We start from the raw sequence: 16,361 nt of genomic DNA on the forward strand, positions 1-16,361 counted from the left end.
TCTGTTACGCGTCAGCTGCCCGCGAGCGTGTCGGGGGTGGCGGCGATCTCGCCGGCCGTTCCGACCCCGATCGCGACCTTCTCGCCGCGCGGGGCGGTGTCGAAGGTGAACTGGCCGTTCTCGACGCCGACCTTCACGTGGTCGCCCGACTCGAGCTCGCCGTGCAGGATCTTCTCGCTGAGGCGGTCCTCGACCTCGCGCTGCATGGCGCGGCGGAGGGGACGAGCACCGAGGGTCGGGTCGAAGCCGATCTCGATGAGCTTGTCCTTCGCGTCGTCCGACAGCTCGACGGTCATGTCACGGTCGAGCAGGCGGTCGGCGAGACGCTTCACGAACAGACCGACGATCTGACGGAGCTCTTCCTTGTTCAGCTGCGGGAAGACGATGACGTCGTCGACACGGTTCAGGAACTCGGGCTTGAAGTGGCGCTTGAGCTCTTCGTCGACCTTGCCCTTCATCCGCTCGTACGAGGTCTGCGCGCTGCCCTCGACCTGGAACCCGACCGGACCACCGGCGATCGCCGACGAACCGAGGTTGGTCGTCATGATGATCACGGTGTTCTTGAAGTCGATGACGCGGCCCTGACCGTCGGTCAGGCGACCCTCTTCGAGGATCTGCAGGAGCGAGTTGAAGATGTCGGGGTGGGCCTTCTCGATCTCGTCGAAGAGCACGACCGAGAACGGCTTGCGGCGCACCTTCTCGGTGAGCTGGCCGCCCTCTTCGAAGCCGACGAACCCGGGAGGGGCACCGAACAGACGCGAGACGGTGTGCTTCTCTCCGAACTCCGACATGTCGAGGGAGATCAGCGCGCCCTCGTCGTCGAAGAGGAACTCGGCGAGCGCCTTGGCCAGCTCGGTCTTTCCGACGCCCGTGGGGCCGGCGAAGATGAACGAGCCGCTCGGACGCTTGGGGTCCTTCAGGCCCGCGCGCTGACGACGGATCGTGCGCGAAAGAGCCGCGATCGCCTCTTCCTGGCCGATGACGCGCTGATGCAACGCCTTCTCCATGAACATGAGGCGGCTGGACTCTTCTTCGGTGAGCTTGAAGACGGGGATGCCGGTCGCCTGGGCCAGAACCTCGGCGATCAGGCCCTCATCGACGACCGCGTGGGAGGCGACATCGCCCGAGCGCCACTGCTTCTCGAGACGCAGACGCTCGGCCAGGAGCGACTTCTCCTCGTCGCGGAGCGACGCGGCCTTCTCGAAGTCCTGCTCCTCGGAGGCCTGCTCCTTCTGCTCGCGCACCTTCGCGATCTTCTCGTCGAACTCGCGCAGCTCGGGCGGCGACGACAGGATCGACAGACGCAGGCGGGCACCGGCCTCGTCGATCAGGTCGATGGCCTTATCGGGCAGGAACCGGTCGCTGATGTAGCGGTCGGCGAGGTTCGCCGCCGCGACGATCGCGCCGTCGGTGATCTGCACCTTGTGGTGCGCCTCGTAGCGATCGCGCAGCCCCTTCAGGATGTTGATCGCGTGGGGCAGGCTCGGCTCGGCGACCTGGATCGGCTGGAAGCGGCGCTCGAGAGCGGCATCCTTCTCGAAGTGCTTGCGGTACTCGTCGAGCGTGGTGGCACCGATCGTCTGGAGCTCACCGCGGGCGAGGAGCGGCTTGAGGATGGATGCCGCGTCGATCGCGCCCTCGGCGGCACCCGCACCCACGAGGGTGTGGATCTCGTCGATGAAGACGATGATGTCGCCGCGCGTGCGGATCTCCTTGGTGACCTTCTTGAGACGCTCTTCGAAGTCACCGCGGTAGCGGGAACCGGCGATGAGCGAACCGAGGTCGAGCGAGTAGACCTGCTTGTCCTTCAGCGTCTCGGGGACGTCGCCCTTGACGATCGCCTGGGCCAGGCCCTCGACGACGGCCGTCTTTCCGACACCGGGCTCACCGATGAGGACGGGGTTGTTCTTGGAACGGCGCGAGAGGATCTGCATGACCCGCTCGATCTCCTTCTCGCGACCGATGACGGGGTCGAGCTTGTTGTCGCGCGCCGCCTGCGTGAGGTTGCGACCGAACTGGTCGAGCACGGCCGACCCGCCCTGCGCACCCGAGGACTGCTGCTCGCCGGCGCCGGTGGCGACACCCGCGGGCTCCTTGCCCTGGTAGCCCGAGAGCAGCTGGATGACCTGCTGGCGAACCTTGTTCAGGTCGGCGCCGAGCTTGACGAGCACTTGCGCTGCGACACCCTCGCCCTCGCGGATGAGGCCGAGGAGGATGTGCTCGGTGCCGATGTAGTTGTGGCCGAGCTGCAGCGCTTCGCGCAGCGACAGCTCGAGCACCTTCTTCGCACGCGGTGTGAAGGGGATGTGGCCGGTCGGCTGCTGCTGACCCTGGCCGATGATGTCCTGCACCTGCTCGCGGACGGCGTCGAGCGAGATGCCGAGCGACTCGAGCGCCTTCGCGGCGACGCCCTCGCCCTCGTGGATCAGTCCGAGCAGGATGTGCTCGGTGCCGATGTAGTTGTGGTTGAGCATCTTCGCCTCTTCTTGGGCGAGGACGACCACACGACGGGCACGGTCGGTGAATCTCTCGAACATCTCAGTCCCTCCAGAAATGGGCTGACAGGCACGCCTCCGCGCGCCGTACATCGAGAGTAACCAGCGGTCGGATGCCAGAGCCCCGTGTTCGCCGTGGGCATACCGGAAGCGGGGCAGGGCTTGCGGAACCTATCGATAGTCATTAACTTATCGATAACCGATAACAACGATCATCGATAAGGAGTTGTCATGGCCTCCCCCCGTCCGACCTCCCGGGTCCTCTCTCGCGGCGACACCGTCTCGTTCTGGTTCTTCGTCGTGGCCGGCATCGGCATCGCGATCTGGGCCGTCATCCGCAGCGTCGCGAACATCGCGGCCGCGGCTTCGAATCAGAACGTGCGGGTCGCCGCCCCGTTCCTCGACACGGTCGCGCAAGCCCCGATCGGTCCGAACGGCGCCCCGGTCCCGGTGGAGCTCACCGGCGCCGTCATCACCGCCCCCGCTCTGCCGCCCGCCTCCCTCGCCGCACTCTTCATCGCGGAAGGTCTCTTCGCCGCGGTCGTGGTCGCCGTGGTGACGCTGCTGCTCCTTCTCACGTCGAGCATCCTGCGCGGTCGCATCTTCAGCCGTCGCAACACGGGCCTCGTCTCTGCAGCCGGGATCGTGACACTCGTCGGCGTGGCCGGTGTCCCGTTCTTCCAGAACATGGTCGCGAACGGTGCGATCGCGTGGCTCTCGGAGCGCACCTTCGATCGCGGCGCGACCCAACTCATCGACGTGCCGACTCTCTTCGGGATCGCGTTCGTCGCCGGCCTCGCCGGGACGGTCTTCGCCGTGGGTGACCGCCTGCAGCGCGATACAGAAGGGCTCGTGTGATGGCCAACCCGTCCTGGGTGTCGGCCCGCATGGAGCGCGGCACCGTCATCCTGTTCGTCGCTGCGGGGCTGGTGATGGGCTTCGCGCTCGCGCTCCCCGCGATCCGCGCGGCGATCGACATCGCCGGAGGCAGCGGCGCGATCAGCCTCTTGACCGAAAGCGCGGTGCCCCTCACCCCCGGCGCGGACAGCGCGACGATCGTCTCCGCGACGTACGACTCGGCGCGCGTTGTCGCCGAGGGGTTGGGCGGCCAGACGCGCACTCTTCTCGTCCTCGGCGCGGCGTTCAGCGCGTTGACGACCCTGCTGACCGTCAGCGCTGTCGTCCTGTTCTTCCTCCTGCTGATGTGGCGTCGACCATTCCACCGCGCGCTCATCACAGCCACCCAGGTCGCCGGTGCCGCGCTGCTGATCGGCGGCATCCTCTCCGCGGGCCTCGGCGGTCTGGGTCGCATGATGGCCGCGGACGAGCTCAACCCGGCGGCGGGCGGGGTCTTCGTGATCGGGTTCTCCTTCGACCCGGTCTGGATGCTGGTCGGACTGGGCGTCCTCGCCCTGTCCGTCGTCTTCACCTACGGCACGCGCCTGCAGCGCGACACGGAGGGCCTCGTATGAGCCCCGCAGCCGACGACGAACCGACCGGCATCCACTGCCGACTCGACGAACTCCTCGAGTCGCGAGGCATGACCCTCACGCGCCTCAGCGAGATCGTCGGCGTCTCGGTCGTGAACCTCTCGGTGCTCAAGAACGATCGCGCGCGGGCGATCCGCTACTCGACCCTCTCGGCCATCTGCCGCGCGCTGGACTGCGAGGTCGGCGACCTGCTCGTGATCGAGCACTGAGCCGTCCGGCTGTTCCCCCTCGCGAGGAAGCCCGGGCGAATGACATCGGCCCCCGCGATTCCTCGCGGGGGCCGAACGCGACGATGTCAGCGCTTCCCGATGATCGGTACGGGGCCGTCGGCCGTCACGCCCCCACCCGACAGCACGAGGCTCGAGGTCTCCGGCCCTCCGATGCCGGTCACGTCGGCCAGGCTGAGCTGCGGAGCGATGTCGAGCGTACAGACGAGGTCGGCCGGAGGCGTCGCGAAGCCGACCGCGATCGCGTCGCCCTGGGCCGACACGGTCTCGACGGACGGCGGGCAGCTGGAGCTCCCGTACGTCATGATCGCCACGAGCGAGTCGTCGACCCACCCGGCGTTGGGCGTGAAGTCCTCGGCCTGGACCGGTGCCGCGAGTCCCGCGAGCGTCGCTCTTCCGGTCGCGGCACCGCTCACCGCGATCTCGAGATCCTTCGTGGGATCCACCCCTCCCGGCAGAGAGACCAGGGTCGGCCGCGGAACCATGTCACGGGTGCAGGCGGTGCCCTCCGACTCGGTGAGCGACACCGTGAGGACCCCGTCGGCGATCGTGGGGGTCTCGGTGCTCCGGGGGACGCACGACGAGCTCCCCCACGTGACGAGGGCGAGCGAGCGACCCCCGTTGAGCCACGCGGCTCCGATCTCGGACGACTCGGCCGGGGCCGTGGCATCCGGAGTCGAGGTGGATGAACCCGAGGACGGCGGCGCGGACGCGGCGCCGGTGGCGCATCCGGTCGCGGCACCGACGACGATCAGGCCGGCTCCGAGGAGCCCGAGGAGCGAAAGACGACGAGACATGAGACCTCCGGGGGCGAGTTGTCGTCGCTCCATCGTGGCCGAGAATCCTGGATGCCAGCGGCGAAAACCGCAGCCTGGTCTACTGCAGCGCCGACGTGAGGCGAGCGAGGTTGTCGAGGATCGTCGACCGCAGCGGCTGCAGACGCCACTCTTCGATGGTGAGCTCGCGGCTGAGACCGCGATAGACGTCTTCGACCGCGCGCATGTCGCGGACGAACTCCTGCCCGCGGACGAGCATCGAAACCTCGAGGTTCAGACCGAACGAGCGCATGTCCATGTTGCTCGACCCGATGACCGCGACCTCGTCGTCGATCGTCACGCTCTTGCTGTGCAGGATGAACGGCTTGCGGTACATCCAGATGACGACACCCGCCCGGAGGAGCGCCTCGTAGTAGCTGCGCTGAGCGTGGTAGACCATCGCCTGGTCGCCCTCTTCCGAGACGAACAGTTCGACGTGCACACCGCGCTGGCACGCGGTGGTGATCGCGAGGAGAAGTGCCTCGTCGGGAACGAAGTACGGGCTGACGATGATGATGCGTTCGCGTGCGGCGAAGAGCAGTCCGAGGAAGAGCTTGAGGTTGTTCTGAAAATCGAAGCCCGGTCCGGACGGCACGATCTGGCAATCGAGCTCGCCGGGGCCGGTGGTGACGCTGAACAGGTCGATCTCGTCGCGCAGGGTCTCGTCGGTCTCGCTGTACCAGTCGGACAGGAACACGGCGTTGATGCTGGCGACCACCGGCCCCTCCACGCGCACCATGAGGTCGACCCAGTGCAGGCCGCGCCGGATGTTCTTGCGAAGGTTGTAGGAGGAGTCGGTGACGTTCTGCGATCCCATGTAGGCGACGTCGCCGTCGATGACGAGGAGCTTCCGGTGGTTGCGCAGATCGGGTCGCTGCCAGCGTCCGCGGAGCGGCTGCACCGGCAGCATGAGGTGCCAGTGCGCCCCCATGGCATCGAGTCGTCGGAGGGTCTTCTTGTAGAAGGGTTTGCCGCGGTTGGCCCAGTGATCCAGCAGCACCCGGACGACCACGCCGCGCTCCGCAGCCTCTTCGAGGGCGCGGAAGAAGTTGTCGGTCGATTCGTCCGACTGCAGGATGTAGAACTCGACGTGCACGTAGCGTCGCGCCTGGCGGATGGCGTCGGCCATCGCATCGAGGCTCTGCTGGTAGTCGGAGATCAGGGTCGCGGCGTTGTCTCCCGCGATGGGCATGGCACCGAGGTTGCGGTTCAACCGCACCAGCGCGCGGAACCAGTCGGGGGCGTTGGGGCGCAGGGTTCCGAACTCGAGCGACGCGCTGGTGTCGTGGATGTACTCGTTGATCGCCGCCTGCTTGCGCCGACGCTTGCGGGGCAAGCGGGGGTTGCCGATGAGCAGGAAGAGGAACACGCCCACGAACGGGATGAAGTAGATCGCGAGGAGCCAGGCCATCGCCGCGGTGGGCCGACGGTTGCGCGGGACGACGATGATCGCGGCGACACGCACCACGAGGTCGATGACGAAGAAGGCGATGACGAGCCAGCTCGCTTCGAACGTGGCGTCGATCACGGGTCCTCCTGGGCGGGTTGTCCCCTCAGCGTAGTGAGTACCCCCGACACGCGACGGGACCGACGTCGGCCAGCGGCGCTGTTTAGCGGGCCGCGCTGTCGCCGGCGACGGGAGGAAGACCGCGTTTCGCACGCTCCTGCGCTTCGATGCGCGCGTATGCCTTCCGCTCCGTGCGATCCATGCGGATGGCCCCGCGCAGGATCAGGAAGAACGTCACCGACACGACGATGGTCGGCAGAATCGCCCACAACACCGGCAGCCAGGAGTCGTCCATCCCTCAAGGATACCCGGGGTCCCACCGTCCCGGCCCAGCACTCCTCCTTCACATTCGACCATGTGCAGGATCTGTCCCCATTTCGCCGCCGCGTGCCGTTTCGCGATCCACGGATCCACGACGCTCGTCGTCATGTCCACGGTCATCCGCGTCTCGTCACCCCTGTCCCTGCTCGCCCTGGTTCCGCACCTGCTCCACTGCACCCCGCGGCGCAGCCTCGTGCTCATCCCTTTCGCGAAATCGCGATCGCTCGCCGCTCTGCGCGTCGACCTCCCCGCCGACGACAGCCCCGACCTCCCTCGCGTCGCATCCACGGTCATCGGGATGGCGTGCAAGGTTCCCCTCGCGGATGCCGTGACGGTGATCGTCTACACCGACGACGCCGTGGTCGGTTCGGATCCGCTGCCGCACGGCGCGCTGCTCGACGCCGTCCGGGAACGTGCGCACATCTGCGGACTCCGCCTCGTCGACGCGCTGGTCGTGGGCGCGAACGGGTGGAGCAGCTACATCGACCCCGCGATCGCCGGTGAGCACGGGCTCGACGAGATCAGCGCTGCGGGACCCGAGCTCCCCGAGGCGTCGCCCGACCACGACCAGGCCGCCGGGGCGACCCTGCCCGCCGTCGACCTCGCCGAGAAGGAGCGCCTTGGTCGCGCGCTCGACGACGTCGACCGCCTGCTCGACATCCCGCGTCGACGGGACCGTCTGAGCGTGTCGCGCCGCCGAGCCGCGGAGGCGGTCCTCGACGAGCTGGGCGATCCGCCCGCGCTGTTCGAGAGCGTCCTCGACCCCCTCTCGACTCCGGACCGCCTCCACCGGCTCGCGAGCCTGGCCTTCGCTCTCGAACGACCGATGCTCCGCGACGTCGCCCTCATGCAGTGGGTCGGTGACATCACCGCCGGCGATGCCGTGTTCCAAGCGCAGACGCGCTTTCCCGACGGAGTGGGCTATCCGGAAGACCTCGCGCGCCCGATGTGGGGCGAGGGCGCGCAGCCCGATCTCGATCGAGTCCTCATCGCGCTCGAGCGGTGCCGTCAGGTTGCGGCGACGACGCCGCGCTCCCGGCGTCCCGGGCCGCTCGCGGCCTGCGCCTGGCTCGCCTGGGCCACCGGGCGTGGAACACACGCCGCTTTCTACGCGCAGTCGGCGCTCGAGATCGACCCCGATCACGGGCTCGGAGCGATCGTGCTGACGCTGGCCGACAGCGGCCGGCTCCCGGAATGGTTGTTCGAGCGTGTCCCGCGCTGAGCGCGGGCGCGCGTCACTTGACGAGCGGGAAGAGGATCGTCTCGCGGATGCCGAGCCCGGTGATGGCCATGAGGAGGCGGTCGATCCCCATTCCCATTCCGCCGGTCGGGGGCATCCCGTGCTCGAGAGCGCGCAGGAACTCCTCGTCGATCGACATCGCTTCGACGTCGCCGCGCGCGGCGAGCGTCGCCTGCTCGACGAAGCGCTCGCGCTGGATGACGGGGTCGACGAGCTCGGAGTATCCGGTCGCCAGCTCGAAGCCGCGAACGTACAGATCCCACTTCTCGACGACACCGGGGATCGATCTGTGCTCGCGGACGAGGGGGCTGGTGTCGACGGGGAAGTCCATGACGAACGTCGGGCGGGTCAGACCGCTCTTCACGAAGTGCTCCCAGAGCTCTTCGACCCACTTGCCGTGCGTCTCGTGCGCGGGGGCGTCGACACCGGCCTCGGCACCGAAGGCACGGAGTTCATCGAGGGGGGTCTGCGGAGTGATCGAGCGGCCCGACGCCTCCGACAGCGAGTCGTACATCGAGATCCGGTCCCACTCGCCGCCGAGGTCGTACTCGGTGCCGTCGGCCCACGTCACCGTCGTCGAACCGGCGACCGCGGCGGCGGCGTTCTGGATGAGCGTCTGCGTGAGATCGGCGATCCCGTTGTAGTCGGTGTAGGCCTGGTAGGCCTCGAGCATCGCGAACTCGGGGCTGTGCGTGGAGTCGGCACCCTCGTTGCGGAAGTTGCGGTTGATCTCGTACACGCGGTCGATGCCGCCCACCACGGCGCGCTTGAGGAAGAGTTCCGGAGCGATACGCAGGTACAGCTCGGCGTCGAATGCGTTCGAGTGCGTGACGAAGGGACGCGCACTCGCCCCACCGTGCTGGACCTGCAGCATCGGGGTCTCGACCTCGACGAAATCACGCTCGGTGAACGTGCGGCGCAGGCTGGCGTTGACCTTGGCACGGGCGAGGACGGTCTCTCGTGCACGGTCACGCACGATGAGATCGAGGAAGCGGCTGCGCACGCGGCTCTCTTCGCTGAGCTCGCTGTGGAGGTTCGGCAGCGGCAGGACGGCCTTCGCGGCGATCCGCCACTCGGCGACCATGATCGACAGCTCGCCCCGACGGCTCGAGATGACCTCTCCCGAGACGAAGACGTGATCGCCGAGGTCGACCAGTTCCTTCCAGGCCTGCAGCGATTCCTCGCCGACCGCGGCGAGCGACACCATCGCCTGGATGCGACTGCCGTCTCCGGCCTGCAGGGAGGCGAAACAGAGCTTGCCGGTGTTGCGGCTGAACACCACGCGGCCCGCGACGGCGGCGGTGACGCCGGTCTCCGCCCCCGCCTCGAGGTCGGCGTAGCGCTCGCGCAGTGCCGGAATCGTGTCCGTCACGGGAACGACGACCGGGTACGGCCCGCCCGCGGCGTCCGTGCGCTCGGCGAGCAGCCGTTCGCGCTTACCGAGGCGGACGGCCTTCTGCTCGAAGACGTCGTCTTCGGTGGGTTCGGCGGCGTCGTTCGCGGGCGCGTCGGTCATCGTGAAAGCTCCTCGGGGTCTCCCCCAGTGTATTCGCCGGGCGCGGGACCCCCGTGGCCGAGCAGCCCCGGCGAGCGTCGTTCAGCGCAGCGAGATCTCGGCGTTGTCGATGAAGCGGTGACCGCCGACGGTGGCGGCGATCAGCGCCAGCGCCCGACCGCGGTGTCCCTCCTCGACAGGGAGGAACGTCGCCGGGTCGACGACGGTGAGGTACTCCAGGGCGATGCGCTGCTCGCCCATCAGCGACGACTGCGCCGCCGCGATGCACGCGTCCACGCCCAGGTCGGCGTTCGACGCTGCCGCTTCGAGCGCACGAGGAAGCTTGGCCGCCGCGCGACGATCGGCATCCTCGAGAAGGGCGACACGGCTCGAGATCGGCAGGCCGTCTTCGGCGCGGACGGTGGGCACGACGACCGTCTCGATCGAGAAGTCGAGATCGCGGATCATCCGTTGAACGAGGAACACCCGCTGTAGGTCGCGCTCCCCGTAGACCGCCACGTCCGGACGCACGAGGTGGAAGAGCTTCGCCTCGACCGTGAGCACCCCGTCGAAGTAGAACGGTCGCGATCGTCCCTCGTACCGAAACCCGAGGTCGCCGGCGGCGACGCGCGTGGTGGCCGTTCCCGCGGGCAGGAACTCGGCCGCCGTCGGCGCGAAGACGAGGTCGACGCCCAGGTCGGCGAGAAGGTCGGCATCCGCCTCCGGCGAGCGCGGATAGGCGGCCGTCTCCTCGGCGGTTCGGAACCGCAGCGGGTTGACGAAGGTCGACACGACCACCACGTCCGCGTGCCGACGGGCCTCTCGGATCAGGTCGACGTGCCCCTCGTGCAGAGCGCCGAGCGTAGAGACGAGAGCGACGCGCGCGGCGCGTCCCGAGGGGTCGGCGCTGCGCACATCCGACAGGCGGGCGCGCAGATCGTCGAGGGTGCGGATCATCCGTCGATCGTAGCGTCCGGACCCAGCCCGTCCCCGCCGGCTCGAGTGCCCTCGGCGAGCGCCTGGTCGACGCTCGAGCGCACGAGGGCCGAGAGGTATCCGCCGGTGTTCTCCACCCCGACGCTCGACAGCAGCGCCGCGGACTGCTGCACGATCGAACGCGAGAACTCGGTCGCCGTCGCGATCGCCTCGGCATACGTCGGGCGGTCCGCTTCGGCGACGACGACGGGCTCGCAGCCGAGCTCGACGGCGAGGGCCTGCGCGATCGGCAGTACGGGGGCCGGAGCCGTCACGGCCGCGTACGCCTGGGCGAGCTGGTGCAGGTCGTGCGATGAGACCCCCGTGAAGGTGATCGCGGGGTGGATCGCGAGCGGGATGGCCCCGCACTTCACCGCCGGTCCGAGGACTCCGGTGCCGTACGCCGGGTCGGTGTGCAGCACGAGCTGCCCCGGTTGCCAGGCGCCGAGGTCGGCGAGGCCCGCGACGAGACCCTCGAGCTGGTCATGCGGCACAGCCACCACGACGAGCTCGCTGCGTCGCACGACCTCCTCCGGTGCCAGCACAGGTAGTCCCGGCAGGATCGCATCCACGCGGTCGTCGTCGGACCCCGACGTGATCCCTGTGAGAGCGTGCCCCGCCCCGGCCAGGGCCGAACCGATCACCGGACCGACCCGTCCTGCTCCGATGATCCCGACGCCCAGTCGCCCATCGCGCATATCGCTCATCCTGCCCACCTGTGAGTCCTGTCCTCCGCCGCGGCGGCCACGGTCGCGCGGGCGGTGTCCTCCATCAACGTCACTGCCGCGTCCCGGTCGAGCACGCCCACCGAGGTCTGCACCGTCCCGGCGATCACGTGCGCCGCCAACCGCCCGGTGCGTGTCGCCCGCGCCAGGGGCCCCTGGTGCAGTCCGATCGACTGCAGTCGGGCCAGCGGGAACACCGACAGCGATCGCCAGATCCACCCGCGCCGGAGGAACAAGGCGTCAGACGTCAATAGCGCGCCGTTCCGTCGCCACGACAGCGGGCGGAGGAGGCGGGCACGGCGCGGGGTCGTGACGTAGGGGTCGTCCTCCGCGGGACCCAGCATGCCGTCCTGGATGACCCGAGACCAGCCGTCGACGGGAAGGGCGGGCGCAAGGATCCGCAGCACACGCTCGACGTCGTCCCTCGTGCCCACCGGCAGGACGGCAGCGAGTTGGTCTGTAGACGAATCGGTGGAGGAGCGACCCGACAGGCGGTTGATCGAGACCGACCACCATCCGAACGGCCGCCACAGCAGCGGTTGGCGCACCTCGATCGCGTGCACGCGTCCGGGGGGCACGACCTCGCTGATCGTCGTGAAGAGCCCGAATGTCACCCGCACGCCGTCCGCGGTGGGTGCGATCGAGTACCGCAGCCCGCGTGCGATGGACCGCACGTAGTACGCCCCATAGGCGAGGAAGGTGGGGACGACCGTGAACAACAGCCACACCGTCGAGATCGAGGCCGCGACGACGATCGCCGCGACGAGGCCGAGCAGCCAGAACATCGATCCGCTCAGCACCCGAGAGGCCACGAGCCGCCCGAGCGGGATCCGCACGATGCTCTCGGGCTCGGCATCCGAGAAGTCCTCCCCCTCGACGAGTCCATGGATGCCGGAACCCACGGCCGCAGCCGTCGCCCGCGCGAACGATCCCCCGGCGACGGCGTTCGGTCCGGTGCTCGGACCGGCGTCCGGCACGGCCTCTGCGAGGCGACGCCCCGAGGCGAGCCGCAGGATGTCGCTGCGCAGGGCGTCGGCGTCCCTCGCCGACAGGTACTCGAGCTTGACGTTGGCATCCAGCCCGGCGCCCACCACTTCGAGCTTCGCGAGCCCGAGGAGCCGCGCGACCATCGGGCGGGTGAGGTTCACGCCCTGCACCCGGTCGAGGGGCGCGCGTCGGTGGGTGCGGAAGAGGACGCCGGAGCGCACTTCCACGTCGTCGCCGATGCGCAGCGTGTGGAACCGCCACGACAGGCGGAAGGCGCCCAGGAGGATCAGCAGCACCACCACGACGACACCCGTGGCGATGAGCAGGAGGTTGTTCGCGAAGAGGAAGTCGACGGGGTCCGGCGGCATCACCCCCGGCGGAAGGTCGGTGAACATCGGAAGGAAGAGCTCGAACAGACGCTCGCGCAGGTTGGCGACGAGGACGCCGATCATCACGAGCAGGAAAAGCCCTCCGCGCAGGAGCGGGGTCAACGGGTGCAGGCGGTGCCACTCGCCGTCGCTCATCGGCGACCGGGTCGCGATCCGGCCGCCGCGGGGAGCCGGTTGCGGCGCGGGATCCGTCACAGGCCGGTCCGACGTGTCTCGGCGACGGCGATGAGCGTGTCGCGCAGCTGCTCGGCAGCGGCCTGGGTCAGTCCAGGAATGGTGACGCCGGTCGAGGCGGCAGCGGTGACGAGCTTGAGCTGCGCGATGCCGAAGCCTCGGTCGAGGGGTCCGTGAGTGATGTCGACGAGCTGCATCCGGCCGTAGGGCACCGCCACGACGCGCTGCCAGAGGATGCCCCGGCGGAAGACGAGGTCATCGCGCCGCAGTTGATAGCCGAACGATCGCGCCTGCCGCGGGGTGATGACGAGGCCGACGATCGTGATCACCGACAGGATCCCCGCGGGGATCCACGGCCAGGGCACGTGCAGGAAGAACTGCAGCGCGAACGCGGCCGCGAGGACGACCACGAGGAACGCGCCCTGCAAGATGAGCTGCACCCGCACGTACGCGCGAGCCAACTGGTGCCACGTGCCGTCGCCGAGCGGAAGACGCCCGACGCCGCGCGGCTCGAGGATGCGCGGAAACGTCCCCTCGTCGAGAACGCGAGACGCGCTCACCCCGTCCGCATCGCGAGCGACGGCACCCGGTCCGGTGCCGAGCCCTTCGGAGCGCTCGACCGCTTCCCGCGCAACCGCCCCAGGCTCAGCCCGTTCCCGCAGAACCGCCTCACGCTCAGCCACCTCCTGCGCAGCGTCTTCGCGCTCAGCCCCATCCGGCTGAGCCGCGTCCCGCTCGACCGCTTCCCGCTCAGCCGCCTCCCCCTCAGCGGGGAGCGGCGTCCGCTCCGGGAAGTCCGGGCTGTTCGTCATCGTCGTCCTTCCGGATGGTGCAGAGTTGCTCGGCCACGAGACCCGCGACGACGAGGACGACTCCGCACACGACCGTCGCGATGATCGATCCCATCGAGCCTACCGACGGAGTCACCGGGCGGGTGAGGAGGAACGACAACAGCCCCGCACCGAAGCCCGTCGCCGCCGCCCCGACGAGCGACGACGCCTTCGCCAGCATGGCGACGCGCAACGCGCGGAAGGGGTCGATCCGTCGTGTGACGCGACCCCGGGTCGCGCGGGCGATCGGCACCGCCAGGGCGACGATCACCGCCCCCAGCAGGACGAGGATCGTGGGCAGGCTCGCGGCGGGAGAGAACGTCGGTCGCCCCATCGCGGCGAGGACGGTGTCGAGGATGAACCCGCACACCGCGCCGATCACGGCCGCGATGAGGAGGATTCCCGCGCCCGTGCGCTTCATCGTTCCCCTCCCCGCAGGCCATCGAGCAGGTCCTGAACGCGACCGCGTCCGGGGAGATCGGCATCCGGATCCACGTCCACCCACGGCTCGAGCACGAACGCGCGCTCGTGGGCACGCGGGTGCGGCACCGTGAGATCGTCGTCGTCGATGCGTTCGTCGGCGTAGGCGATGAGGTCGAGATCGAGGGTCCGGTCTCCCCAGCGCTCACGACGGACGCGTCCGTGCTCGGCCTCGATGCGGTGCAGCTCGCGCAGTAGCGGGCGCGGCGCGAGCCGGGTGGTCACGAGGGCGACCGCGTTGAGGTAACGGGGCGCGTCCTCGTCCTCTCCCTGCAACGTGACCGCCACCGTCTCGAGCGGTGCCGACACGCGCACAGCGGTCGTGAGCGGCAGCGCACGCAGCGCCGCGATGGCCGCGTGCAGGGTCTCGGCACGGTCACCGAGATTCGCACCGAGGGCGACGACCGCTTCCACGGGGGCGTCTCTCGGGGCGTCGCCGATGCCGTGGGCCAAGCGCACGCTCATTCGCGACCGCGCCGAATGGTCACGGCGACATCACCGAACGGCACGGTGATGGGGGCGGCCGGCTTGTGCACCGTGACCGTCACCTCCTCCACGCGCGGGTCGACGAGGACGTCGTCGGCGATGCGCTGCGCGAGTGTCTCGAGCAGGTCGGCGGGCTCGCCCTCGACGATCTCGACGATGCGTTCCGCGAGCTCCCCGTAGTGCACGGTGTCGCGCACGTCGTCGGTCGCCGCCGCGATGTGCAGAGGCAGACGCAACCGCACGTCCACGACGAACTCCTGCCCGTCGCGCTTCTCGTCGGCGTACACCCCGTGATAACCGAAGGCGCGCACCCCCGTGAGGGTGATCTCGTCGACGGCATCCATCAGGCCTCCCAGGCGCGGGCGACGGCGAGCGCGTCGCGGGTGGTCGGAACATCGTGCACGCGGACGGCCCACGCCCCGGAGCGCGCGGCGAGGGCACTCGTGACAGCCGTGGCGAGGTCGCGGCGGGCGAGGTCGGCGTCGTCGCCGAGCAGCTCGGCGAGGAACCGCTTGCGGCTCGTCCCGATCAGCACGCGCGAACCGAGCGCGGCGATCGTGGGGATCGCGCGCAGCACGTCCCAGTTCTGGATGCCACGTTTGCCGAAGCCGATGCCCGGGTCGACGACGATGCGATCCGGCGCGATTCCCGCGGCGCGGGCCGCCGCCACGCGTTCGGCCAGCTCGTCGGCCACCTCCCGTCCGACGTCGACGTAGTCGGCCCGGGCGTACATGTCGGTGGAGGGGCCACGCCAGTGACCGAGCGCGATCTCGGCGTCGGTCTCGGCGACGGCGTCGAGCATGTCGGGGTCGGCGAGGCCGCCCGACACGTCGTTCACGATCCGCGCGCCGGCCTCGACCGCCGCCCGAGCGGTCGAGGCGTTCATCGTGTCGATGCTCACGACCGCGCCTTCGGATGCCAGCGCCTCGACGACCGGCAGCACGCGCTGCTGCTCGACGCGCGGGGCGACCCGCTCTGCGCCGGGCCGCGTCGACTCGCCGCCGATGTCGAGGAGGTCCGCCCCCTGCGCGCGCAGGGAACGCGCGTGCGCGATCGCCACGTCGGGATCGAGATAACGGCCGCCGTCGCTGAACGAGTCGGGGGTGACGTTCACGATCGCCATGATGAGGGTCACGCGCGCGTTCCGATCAGGGCGACGAGCTCGGCGCGGGCGACGGGGTCCGTGTACACGCCGCGCGCGGCGATCGTGACGGTCGAGGCATCCAGCTGCCGCCCGCCGCGCATCGTCACGCACTCGTGGACGGCATCCAGCACGACGAGCACTCCTCGCGCATCGAGGGCGGATGCCACGGTGTCGGCCACCTGCTCGCCGAGGCGTTCCTGCACCTGCGGACGCGACGACAGGATGTCGATGACCCGGGGCAGGGCGCCGAGCCCCACGACTTCTTCACCCGGAAGGTAGGCGACGTGCGCGCGCCCGCGGAACGGCAGGAGGTGGTGCTCGCACATCGAGCGAAACGAGATGTCCCGCAGCATCACGGCACCGGACGGGAGGGTGTCCGGCGCCGGCCCGCGTGTCACCGAGATGGTGTGCGCGAGGGGTGCACCGGCATCCTGATCCACTCCGCCGAAGAACTCGCTCCACGACTCGGCGACGCGGGTCGGCGTCTGCCGGAGCCCGGGGCGGTCGGGGTCTTCTCCGATCGCCTCGAGCAACTCGCGTACGAGCGCGGCGACGCGCTCCCGGTCGACGGCCACGGCGCC

Annotated in this window: 18 protein-coding genes; 4 read left to right on the forward strand and 14 right to left on the reverse strand. The window is 69.5% G+C overall.

Annotated features, from left to right (window positions below; translation table 11 throughout):
* Positions 1 to 11 precede the first annotated feature (11 nt).
* A complete protein-coding gene (locus P2P98_RS17365) occupies positions 12 to 2,537 on the reverse strand; it encodes an ATP-dependent Clp protease ATP-binding subunit (RefSeq protein WP_275801511.1) in 2,526 nt (841 codons plus the stop codon).
* Positions 2,538 to 2,726: 189 nt separating this feature from the next.
* Between P2P98_RS17365 and P2P98_RS17370 the strand changes: the two genes are divergently transcribed.
* Genes P2P98_RS17370 through P2P98_RS17380 form a run of 3 tightly spaced genes read left to right on the forward strand, consistent with a single transcriptional unit; the run spans position 2,727 to position 4,194 of the window.
* On the forward strand, positions 2,727 to 3,353 hold the full coding sequence (locus P2P98_RS17370; protein ID WP_275801512.1) for a hypothetical protein: 627 nt from the start codon (positions 2,727 to 2,729) through the stop codon (positions 3,351 to 3,353).
* Entirely contained in the window at positions 3,353 to 3,967 is a 615-nt protein-coding gene (locus P2P98_RS17375) for a hypothetical protein (RefSeq protein ID WP_275801513.1), read from the forward strand. Before P2P98_RS17370 ends, P2P98_RS17375 begins: the two co-directional genes overlap by 1 nt.
* Entirely contained in the window at positions 3,964 to 4,194 is a 231-nt protein-coding gene (locus P2P98_RS17380; RefSeq protein WP_275801514.1) for a helix-turn-helix domain-containing protein, read from the forward strand. The genes P2P98_RS17375 and P2P98_RS17380 overlap by 4 nt, the downstream gene beginning before the upstream one ends.
* Before the next feature lie 86 nt (positions 4,195 to 4,280).
* Here P2P98_RS17380 and P2P98_RS17385 read toward each other — a convergent pair whose 3' ends face one another.
* From P2P98_RS17385 to P2P98_RS17395, 3 genes are all read right to left on the reverse strand, one after another.
* Complete coding sequence (locus P2P98_RS17385) at positions 4,281 to 5,009, reverse strand: hypothetical protein (RefSeq protein ID WP_275801515.1); 729 nt, start codon at positions 5,007 to 5,009, stop codon at positions 4,281 to 4,283.
* Between the two features lie 79 nt (positions 5,010 to 5,088).
* Positions 5,089 to 6,555, reverse strand: a complete 1,467-nt coding sequence (cls, locus tag P2P98_RS17390; protein WP_275801517.1) for a cardiolipin synthase — start codon at positions 6,553 to 6,555, stop codon at positions 5,089 to 5,091.
* An 82-nt stretch (positions 6,556 to 6,637) separates the two neighbouring features.
* A complete protein-coding gene (locus P2P98_RS17395) occupies positions 6,638 to 6,829 on the reverse strand; it encodes a hypothetical protein (RefSeq protein ID WP_275801518.1) in 192 nt (63 codons plus the stop codon).
* A 132-nt stretch (positions 6,830 to 6,961) separates the two neighbouring features.
* Between P2P98_RS17395 and P2P98_RS17400 the strand changes: the two genes are divergently transcribed.
* Entirely contained in the window at positions 6,962 to 8,077 is a 1,116-nt protein-coding gene (locus P2P98_RS17400) for a DUF4192 family protein (protein ID WP_275801519.1), read from the forward strand.
* A gap of 13 nt (positions 8,078 to 8,090) precedes the next feature.
* Here P2P98_RS17400 and lysS read toward each other — a convergent pair whose 3' ends face one another.
* From lysS to folE, 10 genes are all read right to left on the reverse strand, one after another.
* Positions 8,091 to 9,611: a lysine--tRNA ligase gene (lysS, locus tag P2P98_RS17405; RefSeq protein ID WP_275801520.1), complete on the reverse strand. Its 1,521-nt coding sequence runs from the start codon at positions 9,609 to 9,611 to the stop codon at positions 8,091 to 8,093.
* A gap of 81 nt (positions 9,612 to 9,692) precedes the next feature.
* Positions 9,693 to 10,547, reverse strand: coding sequence for a pantoate--beta-alanine ligase (panC, locus tag P2P98_RS17410; protein WP_275801521.1), 855 nt, complete (start codon positions 10,545 to 10,547; stop codon positions 9,693 to 9,695).
* A complete protein-coding gene (locus P2P98_RS17415; RefSeq protein ID WP_275801522.1) occupies positions 10,544 to 11,272 on the reverse strand; it encodes a DUF2520 domain-containing protein in 729 nt (242 codons plus the stop codon). The genes panC and P2P98_RS17415 overlap by 4 nt, the downstream gene beginning before the upstream one ends.
* Positions 11,269 to 12,861, reverse strand: a complete 1,593-nt coding sequence (locus tag P2P98_RS17420; protein WP_275801523.1) for a PH domain-containing protein — start codon at positions 12,859 to 12,861, stop codon at positions 11,269 to 11,271. The genes P2P98_RS17415 and P2P98_RS17420 overlap by 4 nt, the downstream gene beginning before the upstream one ends.
* On the reverse strand, positions 12,858 to 13,400 hold the full coding sequence (locus tag P2P98_RS17425) for a PH domain-containing protein (protein ID WP_275801537.1): 543 nt from the start codon (positions 13,398 to 13,400) through the stop codon (positions 12,858 to 12,860). The genes P2P98_RS17420 and P2P98_RS17425 overlap by 4 nt, the downstream gene beginning before the upstream one ends.
* A 205-nt stretch (positions 13,401 to 13,605) precedes the next feature.
* A complete protein-coding gene (locus tag P2P98_RS17430; protein ID WP_275801524.1) occupies positions 13,606 to 14,091 on the reverse strand; it encodes a DUF3180 family protein in 486 nt (161 codons plus the stop codon).
* The gene (gene folK, locus P2P98_RS17435; RefSeq protein ID WP_275801525.1) at positions 14,088 to 14,615 is read right to left on the reverse strand and encodes a 2-amino-4-hydroxy-6-hydroxymethyldihydropteridine diphosphokinase; all 528 of its coding nucleotides are present in this window, start codon (positions 14,613 to 14,615) and stop codon (positions 14,088 to 14,090) included. The genes P2P98_RS17430 and folK overlap by 4 nt, the downstream gene beginning before the upstream one ends.
* Positions 14,612 to 14,980, reverse strand: a complete 369-nt coding sequence (gene folB / locus P2P98_RS17440) for a dihydroneopterin aldolase (RefSeq protein WP_275801526.1) — start codon at positions 14,978 to 14,980, stop codon at positions 14,612 to 14,614. The genes folK and folB overlap by 4 nt, the downstream gene beginning before the upstream one ends.
* Entirely contained in the window at positions 14,980 to 15,771 is a 792-nt protein-coding gene (folP, locus tag P2P98_RS17445) for a dihydropteroate synthase (protein ID WP_275801527.1), read from the reverse strand. Before folP ends, folB begins: the two co-directional genes overlap by 1 nt.
* Positions 15,768 to 16,355 carry a GTP cyclohydrolase I gene (gene folE, locus P2P98_RS17450; protein ID WP_275801528.1) on the reverse strand — a complete coding sequence of 196 codons (588 nt, stop codon included), beginning with the start codon at positions 16,353 to 16,355 and terminating at the stop codon, positions 15,768 to 15,770. Before folE ends, folP begins: the two co-directional genes overlap by 4 nt.
* Positions 16,356 to 16,361 lie beyond the last annotated feature (6 nt).

The organism is Microbacterium sp. Kw_RZR3 (genome assembly GCF_029222405.1).
Lineage (GTDB): Bacteria > Actinomycetota > Actinomycetes > Actinomycetales > Microbacteriaceae > Microbacterium.

Bases quoted from the DNA above. Each gene is read 5' to 3' on its own strand.
- P2P98_RS17430 (WP_275801524.1), bottom strand. From the start codon at position 14,091: ATGAAGCGCACGGGCGCGGGAATCCTCCTCATCGCGGCCGTGATCGGC.
- P2P98_RS17380 (WP_275801514.1), top strand. From the start codon at position 3,964: ATGAGCCCCGCAGCCGACGACGAACCGACCGGCATCCACTGCCGACTC.
- panC (WP_275801521.1), bottom strand. From the start codon at position 10,547: ATGATCCGCACCCTCGACGATCTGCGCGCCCGCCTGTCGGATGTGCGC.
- P2P98_RS17395 (WP_275801518.1), bottom strand. From the start codon at position 6,829: ATGGACGACTCCTGGCTGCCGGTGTTGTGGGCGATTCTGCCGACCATC.
- P2P98_RS17370 (WP_275801512.1), top strand. From the start codon at position 2,727: ATGGCCTCCCCCCGTCCGACCTCCCGGGTCCTCTCTCGCGGCGACACC.
- P2P98_RS17385 (WP_275801515.1), bottom strand. From the start codon at position 5,009: ATGTCTCGTCGTCTTTCGCTCCTCGGGCTCCTCGGAGCCGGCCTGATC.
- P2P98_RS17415 (WP_275801522.1), bottom strand. From the start codon at position 11,272: ATGAGCGATATGCGCGATGGGCGACTGGGCGTCGGGATCATCGGAGCA.
- folB (WP_275801526.1), bottom strand. From the start codon at position 14,980: ATGGATGCCGTCGACGAGATCACCCTCACGGGGGTGCGCGCCTTCGGT.
- P2P98_RS17375 (WP_275801513.1), top strand. From the start codon at position 3,353: ATGGCCAACCCGTCCTGGGTGTCGGCCCGCATGGAGCGCGGCACCGTC.
- lysS (WP_275801520.1), bottom strand. From the start codon at position 9,611: ATGACCGACGCGCCCGCGAACGACGCCGCCGAACCCACCGAAGACGAC.
- P2P98_RS17400 (WP_275801519.1), top strand. From the start codon at position 6,962: ATGTCCACGGTCATCCGCGTCTCGTCACCCCTGTCCCTGCTCGCCCTG.
- folK (WP_275801525.1), bottom strand. From the start codon at position 14,615: ATGAGCGTGCGCTTGGCCCACGGCATCGGCGACGCCCCGAGAGACGCC.
- P2P98_RS17365 (WP_275801511.1), bottom strand. From the start codon at position 2,537: ATGTTCGAGAGATTCACCGACCGTGCCCGTCGTGTGGTCGTCCTCGCC.